4 protein-coding genes and 4 pseudogenes are annotated in these 6,000 nt (G+C 61.0%); 5 read left to right on the top strand and 3 right to left on the bottom strand.

The genetic code is table 11. The annotated features are described in order from the left end of the window. Positions 1–111 precede the first annotated feature (111 nt). The gene (locus WFP78_RS14425) at positions 112–594 is read right to left on the bottom strand and encodes a MarR family winged helix-turn-helix transcriptional regulator (RefSeq protein ID WP_336963575.1); all 483 of its coding nucleotides are present in this window, start codon (positions 592–594) and stop codon (positions 112–114) included. A gap of 438 nt (positions 595–1,032) precedes the next feature. Here WFP78_RS14425 and WFP78_RS23450 point away from each other — a divergent pair. Continuing rightward, a pseudogene (locus WFP78_RS23450) lies at positions 1,033–1,647 on the top strand (IS110 family transposase); the annotation flags it as partial. A gap of 28 nt (positions 1,648–1,675) precedes the next feature. Continuing rightward, positions 1,676–1,944: pseudogene (locus WFP78_RS14410) on the top strand (transposase); the annotation flags it as partial. A gap of 42 nt (positions 1,945–1,986) precedes the next feature. Here the strand turns inward: WFP78_RS14410 and WFP78_RS14405 are convergent. Continuing rightward, the gene (locus tag WFP78_RS14405) at positions 1,987–3,186 is read right to left on the bottom strand and encodes an IS256 family transposase (RefSeq protein WP_336963570.1); all 1,200 of its coding nucleotides are present in this window, start codon (positions 3,184–3,186) and stop codon (positions 1,987–1,989) included. A 59-nt stretch (positions 3,187–3,245) separates the two neighbouring features. Between WFP78_RS14405 and WFP78_RS14400 the strand changes: the two are divergent. Together WFP78_RS14400 and WFP78_RS14395 are read left to right on the top strand one after the other, a co-directional pair. Beyond that, positions 3,246–3,697 (top strand): annotated as a pseudogene (locus tag WFP78_RS14400) (IS5 family transposase); the annotation flags it as partial. An 11-nt stretch (positions 3,698–3,708) separates the two neighbouring features. Then, positions 3,709–4,073 (top strand): annotated as a pseudogene (locus WFP78_RS14395) (TolC family protein); the annotation flags it as partial. A 322-nt stretch (positions 4,074–4,395) separates the two neighbouring features. On the opposite strand, the gene WFP78_RS23445 reads toward WFP78_RS14395, so the two are convergent. Then, entirely contained in the window at positions 4,396–4,791 is a 396-nt protein-coding gene (locus WFP78_RS23445; RefSeq protein WP_419722972.1) for a helix-turn-helix domain-containing protein, read from the bottom strand. A gap of 725 nt (positions 4,792–5,516) precedes the next feature. Here WFP78_RS23445 and WFP78_RS14390 point away from each other — a divergent pair. Then, on the top strand, positions 5,517–5,897 hold the full coding sequence (locus WFP78_RS14390) for a hypothetical protein (protein ID WP_336963567.1): 381 nt from the start codon (positions 5,517–5,519) through the stop codon (positions 5,895–5,897). Positions 5,898–6,000: the final 103 nt, after the last annotated feature.

The following is a 6,000-nucleotide window of genomic DNA, read 5'->3' as shown; positions in this document are numbered from 1 at the left end:
TGTCTCATTCCATTCCCCTCCCAGAAACAGAATCAGATCAGCGCTCGCCCTGCAAGCCCAACTTGTTCAGAGTTTCCTTAACAGAGAAGATCAGCTGATCGGCGCTGACCTTCATCGGCCCGTCCGCGTCTGCTGCAGGAACTGACCGATCCGTTCCTCGAACAAACGCAGCGTGCGCGTCGTCGTTTCGATGTCCTGCGAAGGAAGATCACCAAGGAGATCGTCGCGGAGCCGCGTGACCGCCTTTTCCATCTTCTTCGCAAGGTCACGACCTTTCGGCAGAACATGGATCGTCTTGATGCGCCGGTCGTTGGGAGAATCGCGCCGCTCGAGCAATCTGGCGGCTTCAGCCTGGTCGAGAATACGCACCATGCCGCCCGGATTGACCCCGACTTCCTCGGCCAGCGCGTTCTGCCTGACACCCTTGTCTCCATGACGGGACGCCAGAATGAGCGCCGAAATGAGCGATGCGGGAAGTCCGAAGTCGGCGAGTGCGAGACTGACTGCCTGAACCCAGACACGCCGGATCGGCTGTAAAGCGTTCGTGAGTTCAAAAAGCGCGACGGAGCTGGTTCTGGATCGGTCGCAGGCCATGTTCGGCTACCTAGTCCATCTTCCGATTACGTTCAATATACAATCATTGCTTTTGCAATTTAATTGGTAGGCTGAACAGCCGGTGGGCCGTGCGGTGCGCAAGATCAGCGGTTACCGGTCTTCTGACAAGAACGGCGTATGGCTCGCGATGTCGGACGCGGCCGCCAAACTCGGAGCCCGCACGTCAAGATCCAACGCTTCATTGGGATGGCATATCGCCCGCCGAGCGGATCATGCGCTACGCGCCTATCCGCTCCAGCGACCTCGAAAACGAGTGGATCAAGGCCAAACTGGCGCGCATAATTCCGTGTCGCGCCGAAGACGACAACCAGGAACCGCTATTTTCCGACATTAGAAAAGATCCCATGATAAGAGTTGGATAGCGGCCTGAGGGGGCTCAGAGTCGGTTTGCTAGCAACCACTCTGAAAGGATTTGCCATGTCAGCAGACCCCATCTCGCAGCCTGCCGCCATCCGTGTTGATCTTGGCGCAATTTTCGTCTCGCTGGAACTCGCGAAATCGACCGGGCTGGTGACTTCTCTATCGCCGGGTAGCGAAAAGATGTCCCATCACTCGGCGCCGGGCGGCGATGCTGGCCTGCCTGGATGCCCTGCGTGACAAGGCACAGGCCCGCGAGGGCCAGCGCTATCCGGTGATCGCTATTCAGGAAGCGGCGCTCCACGGCTTTTGGATTCATCGCGCTCTGGAGTCGGAAGATTGGATCACCAGCCATGTGGTCGACGCCGCTTCGGTTGCGGTCTCGCCGCCTCCGGCGGGCAAAGGCCGACGGGATTAATAGCGAGACGCTAGTGCGTACCCTGATGGCGTGGATGCGCAGTGAGCCAAGGGTTTGCTCGATGATTCGCGTGCCAACGATCGAGGAGGAGGACCGTCGGCGGCAAGCCGTTGCCCTTGCATCTCGAGGCGCAGCTCAATCGTGAGCTCGATCGTCTCGAGCTGCTCACCGAACAGATCAAGCGCGTTGAAGCCAAGCGTGACCACATGTCAGAGACGTCGCCGCAGGCGATGCTTGTCACGCTTCAGGGCATAGGCCCGTAGTTTGCGAACGGCGTGGGAGCGCATGGCTCCGTTGATTATCGGGCGCCCTGATCAGAAAGGTTCGACCAGCAGGGACAACCAGATGTTCGTTGAAGCGGTGCTTTGGATCGGAAGGACTGGCTCGCCCTGGCGCTATCTTCCCGAGGTGTTCGGAACTGGAACAGCGTGTTCCGACGCTTCAGCTGATGGAGCGCGAAAGGCGTGTGGTGGCGGATATTCGAGGCGATGTCCGATGATCCAGACTTCGAGTATCTCATCATCGATTCTACCGTGGTTCGCGCCCACCAACATGGGGACTGTCAGATATTTTGTGCGCGAGGCCGGTTATCGTCATCAGATAACGAACCTTTCGCCGAAGATCACGGCGAACTGGGTCTTTGCCTCCGACCACTCGCGCGGCGGCCGTTTCCATTCCTCGGCGGCCTTGTTGAGCACGAGGTATAGCAGCTTCATCGCGGCATCGTCACCGGGGAAGTGGCCACGGGTGCGAACGGCCCGGCGCAGCTTGGAGTTCAGCGCCTCGATGGCGTTGGTGGCATAGATGATCCGACGCACCCCTTCGGGGAACGCAAAGAACGGGATCACCTGGTCCCAGTGCCGCCGCCAGCTCTGGGCGATCGCGGGATGCCGCTTGCCCCAATGGCCAGCCTCGAACGCGTCGAGCGCCGCCAAGCCGGCCTCGGCGGTGTCGGCGCGATAGACAGCGCGCAACGCCTGGGCGATCGGCTTGCGGTCCTTCCATGACGCAAAGCTCATCGAGTTACGCAGCAGGTGGACGATGCACGTCTGGACCACCGTCTCGGGGAACGCCGCATTGATCGCGTCGGGGAAGCCCTTGAGGCCATCGACGACCGCGATCAGGATGTCGGCGACGCCGCGATTCTTGAGTTCGTTCATGACGCGCAACCAGAACTTGGCACCTTCGGTCTGCTCGATCCAGATGCCCAGGATGTCCTTGGTGCCGTCGGGCAGGATGCCGAGCGCGATGTACACCGCCTTGTTGCGAACGAAGCCCTCGTCGCGGATTTTGACGCGGATCGCGTCGAAGAACACCAGCGGATAGCAGGCATCGAGCGGTCGACCCTGCCACTCCGCGACCGTCTCCAGCACCGCATCGGTGATCGTCGAGATCAGGTCGGGCGATACGTTGATGCCGTACAGCTCCTCAAGATGCCCGCGGATCTCGCGCACCGTCATCCCGCGCGCGTACATCGACACGATCTTGTCGTCGAAGTCCGGGAACCGCCGCTGGTATTTGGCGATCAGCTTGGGATCGAACGTGCCCGCCCGGTCGCGCGGAACGTCCAGCGTCACCTTCGAGGTCCCCGTCAGCATCGTCTTGCGCGACGAGCCGTTGCGCCGGTTCATTGCGCCTTCGGCGCTCTCGGCTTCCAGATGATCTTCCAGCTCCGCCGACAGCATCCGCTCCGACAGAGCCTTCTTCAACTCGTCGAGCAGCCCGTCCTTCGCGAACAAATCCTGCGGATCACGACCAGCCAGCAGCTGGTCCAGCATGTCCTTGTCGATCGCCATATCGATGGTCCTTTCTATCCATCTCTATGGCCTCGCGCACAAAATATCTGACAGTCCCCCAACATGCGGCGGGAGCCAAAAAAGGGGGTCTGAAGATCAGGCCATTGGCCGTTCCCGCGGCGGCCTGAGCACCAAGATCCACGTTGCGGTTCGCGGCCTGGGCTGTCCGGTCCGGTTCGCGCTCACCGCCGGCCATCGCGGCGATGTGCCGCAAGTCGCGCCGCTGATCGACGGCCTACCCGCCAAGGTCATCATGGCTGATACCGCTTACGACGCCGACCACTTTCGTCAGGCCATCGCTGGCAAGGGCGCTCTTGCCGTGATCCCCAATAACCCGTCGCGCACCCGAAAACATCCGCTCGACAGGCATCTCTATGCCCAGCGCCATCTCGTCGAATGCCGTTTCAGCAAACTCAAGCAGTTCCGTCGCGTCGCCACCCGCTTTGAAAAAACCGCACGCAACTATCTCGCCATCATCACGCTAGCCGCTACCGTCCTATGGCTCAGGTAAGTGTCCACACAACCAAGTCCGTCGCGCCCTCCGCATCGCTCCCGATCTTCGATTTCGGCAGAAATCGCGGCAATCTTCGTTATGCCGAAGCGACGCCCGAAGCTGTGCTAGCGCAATATGGGCGCTCGATCCAAGGCGGGTTCCGCGAAGTGGCCGACCCGCTCGCCCGGCGCGGCACGATCGATGCACAGCTCGAGGCCCAGGTTTCGCTCCTCACCGCGACCGCCGGGCATACCGACTAGCCGAAGCGCGCTTTCGTTCAGGTATTGATCCATTTCTCACGACGCTCGACTCCCAGCGCACGCTGTATAGCGCCGAGCGTAGCCTACTTGCCACGCGGCTTGTCCGGGAAATAAATGCGGTCGAGCTCTATTGAGCACTCGGCGGCGCATTGCGGTGATCCTCGTGGCGAAGCGCCGTATCCTCCGCGACATTGCGGAGACTCCGCGCGGACCGGCCTAGCTCCCCCGCAGGTGCTGGATTCCGTGACTCCGAGGCAGGCCAGCTGATCCGGCGCGCCCAGCGCGCGCATCAGCGGACATGCCGTTTCGTGGCTTATCTAATCGACGTCCGTCGTCGGCCCGAGCAACATGCGTTGGCCCAGGCCAAAAAAGCCCACCCTCCTCATGATCTCGACATAAGCCTCCAGCTCACCTGTCGTTGCGTCGAGTCGGGTGAGCGCGGCGAGTCGGCGAACGTCATCGCGGTAGCAGACGACAAGCGCAGATAGTCGGTCTGCGACCGAAGGATTGCAGCAGGTTTCTGCAAGAATCTCTAAGGACAGCCCGCCGTCGCTCTTGACGCTCGAGTTGTTCGCAATCGCCTTGATCGCATCGAATACCGAATGCCCGTCCTCCTCGACTGCGCTGAAAACTGCTGCATCTTCGCGACGCGCACCTGCGTATTCTACTCGACAAGGGCCAGGATGAGATCGTCCTTGCCTCGAACAGCCGGGAGATCTGGCCGACGCTGACCGCCACTTCGGCGGCGAGTCCGGCTGACGTCGTCGCGTGAAACCCCTTGGCATCGAACAGCTCGCGTGCCGCCTTGATGATACTCTGTCGCGGAGCTTTTTGTCGCGGCTGATGGTCCATATGTCGATTCTCACCCGTTTTCGCCTTGTTCCCTAGGCTGTCTTGAGGCACAACCCATAAGCGAAATGAGCACTCACTCCAGTTAAGGACCTGATTTGGACGAAGCTGGCTTATTGTCTTGTCTCGCGGAGACATGGGGTCGGCGATCAGATGATTTTCGCTTCCGGGCGAGGGGACGGCCCGCCCCATCTACACGCCCAAGCGCTTGCCACTGTTTTATCAGCCCTCCTCAGCTGGTCGGCATAGCGTCCGCCGGATCGCCTCCTCCGCCATGGCCTTTACCCGCCGTCCTGCCAGCCGATCAACCCAAAGCCGCCCGGCGTGTCTCACTGATTCACAGGCGTCGGCTGGCAGGACCCTTGAGCATTGCTCCCGAGCTGCCTCGTCGGCCGACAGACCGAGGCGGAAGGATGTTTGAATGAGCCATGATACGACCAGCTCGGACCGTCACAGGCTGATTCTGGATCTGCCCCAGGGGATCGGCTCGACCAGAACATCACGGACCGATCCAACACGCTTATGGCCTGCCGATCAGGTGATGGGGCAAGGCACTGGCCGAGATCCGCCGCCTAATGCCGCGCGGCGCACGCTCCAAGGCGGCAGGCGCGAAGAATGAAGCGCGTCATAAGTAGCGACACGCTGCATTCCCGAGTGCAGACCGCGCCTGTCCTCGCGCTCAGGTCAATCTTTTCCGATTCGATGGGCCGTGAAGGAGGGCCTCGCTCATGAGGCTATTTCATAGTCCCAGAACCTCGGCAGGCGCTCTTCTGGCCCTGCTGGCGTCTACCACCGTCGCCTTGACGGGGTGCGGGCGGGACGCCGGCTCGAATGGCGCGGAGAACGATGCGACCGAGAACGTGCAGGTGCCACTGCCGCCATCGATCAAAGCGAGCCACCCCTATCGCTGCGAGGATAATAGCGTCGTCACGATCGATTTTCTCTCGGACAATATGACGATCAATCTGCGCAGAGAAGGCACCGTATCGCAGCTAAAGTCGCCCGCACCAGGCGAAGCGTTCACCGATGGCAATTATACGGTGAGCGGCGACGGGGCCGCCATAGAGCTCACCAGGCCTGGCAAGGAGCCCCAGACCTGCAAGATGTGATCTTGGCGATGCCAAGAGTGATCTTCGAGCTGAACAGGAAAGCCGCGAGCAAGGCCTGGCATGACGCCATAGTATCCTTCCTAATTCAGGGGCGCGGCGCGCC

The organism is Sphingobium aquiterrae (assembly GCF_037154135.1).
Taxonomy (GTDB): Bacteria; Pseudomonadota; Alphaproteobacteria; order Sphingomonadales; family Sphingomonadaceae; genus Sphingobium; species Sphingobium aquiterrae.
This window is presented reverse-complemented; position numbering and strand designations above follow the sequence as displayed.